Origin of the sequence: Salinicola salarius, from assembly GCF_003206135.1 — a bacterium.
Lineage (GTDB): Bacteria > Pseudomonadota > Gammaproteobacteria > Pseudomonadales > Halomonadaceae > Salinicola > Salinicola salarius.
Window position 1 is genome coordinate 1 of record NZ_PZJT01000038.1, and the last position, 1,507, is coordinate 1,507.

Consider the following 1,507-nt stretch of genomic DNA (forward strand, 5'->3'; position numbering starts at 1 on the left):
CGATACCGATGCCTTCGCCGGCGGTCGGCGGCATGCCGTATTCCAGCGCGCGCACGTAGTCCGCATCGTAGTACATCGCTTCCAGATCGCCGGCGTCCTTCTCCGCCACCTGGGCGGCAAAACGCTCGGCCTGGTCCTCGGCGTCGTTGAGCTCGGAGAAGCCGTTGGCGATCTCGCGCCCGCCGACGAAGAACTCGAAGCGGTCGGTGACGTGAGGGTTGGTATCGTTGCGCCGCGCCAGCGGGCTGACTTCGGCCGGATATTCGGTGATGAAGGTCGGCTGATCGAGCCGATGCTCGGCGACGGCTTCGAATATCTCGGTCTGCAGCTTGCCCAGGCCCCAGGTCGGCTTGACCGGGATATTCAGGCGCTCGCAGGTCGCCTTGGCCGCCTCGAAGGTATCGATGTCGGCTTCGCCAATGGCATCGCCCTCGATCTCGGCGCCGTATTCGATGATCGACTGGCGCAGGGTCAGGCGACGGAACGGCTGGCCCAGGTCGTAGTCGGTGCCCTGATAGGTGACGGTCGTGGTGCCCAGCACCTGTTCGGCGGCGTCCCGGACCATCGCTTCGGTCAGGTCGAGCAGATCCCGGTAATCGGCATAGGCCCAGTAGAATTCGAGCATGGTGAATTCGGGGTTGTGCCGCGTCGACAGACCTTCGTTACGGAAGTTGCGGTTGATCTCGAACACCCGTTCGAACCCGCCCACCACCAGACGCTTGAGGTAGAGCTCCGGAGCGATGCGCAGATACATGTCGATATCCAGCGCGTTATGGTGCGTGGTGAACGGCCGCGCGGTGGCGCCGCCGGGGATCGGCTGCAGCATCGGCGTCTCGACTTCCATGAAGCCGCGTTCGACCATGAACCGGCGGATCGCGGCAATGACGCCGGAACGCACCTCGAACACGCGTCGAGACTGCGGATTCATGATCAGATCGACGTAGCGCTGACGATAACGCGCCTCGAGGTCGGTCAGACCATGAAACTTGTCCGGCAGCGGACGCAGGCTCTTGGTCAAGAGCTTGGCCTCGACCAGCATGACGTAGAGATCGCCCTTGCCGGACTTGTGGACCGGGCCGCGGCCAGCGACGATGTCGCCGATGTCCCAGCTCTGGATGTCTTCCAGCAGCTCGGCGGGCAGCCCCTTCTTGTCGACGTAGAACTGGATCTGGCCGGACACGTCCTGGATCACCACGAACGGGCCGCGCTTGCGCATGACGCGTCCGGCGACGGCCGCCTGGCGATCGAGCGACTCGAGCTCGGGCTTGTCCTTGTCGCCCAGCTCCGCCTGCAGATCCGCCGCCAGACTGTCACGCCGGAAGTCGTTGGGGAAGGCGCTGCCGCCCTGCTCCGCCGCCTGCTCGCGACGCGCTGCCAGCTTGGCACGGCGCTCCGCGATCAGCCGGTTTTCTTCATGCGCTTCATTGTGCGCATCGGAAGGAGATTGCGGGTTGTCCTGGTTCGCCATGTCGTCGCCTGTCGAAAAATAAAGTAAAGCCGCGAGCCG

1 protein-coding gene is annotated in these 1,507 nt (G+C 64.4%); it reads right to left on the reverse strand.

Features of this window, described 5'->3' with window-relative positions:
• The coding region (lysS, locus tag DOM32_RS17635; RefSeq protein ID WP_110637092.1) for a lysine--tRNA ligase at nucleotides 1–1,468 on the reverse strand (1,468 nt) is incomplete at its 3' end.
• Nucleotides 1,469–1,507: the final 39 nt, after the last annotated feature.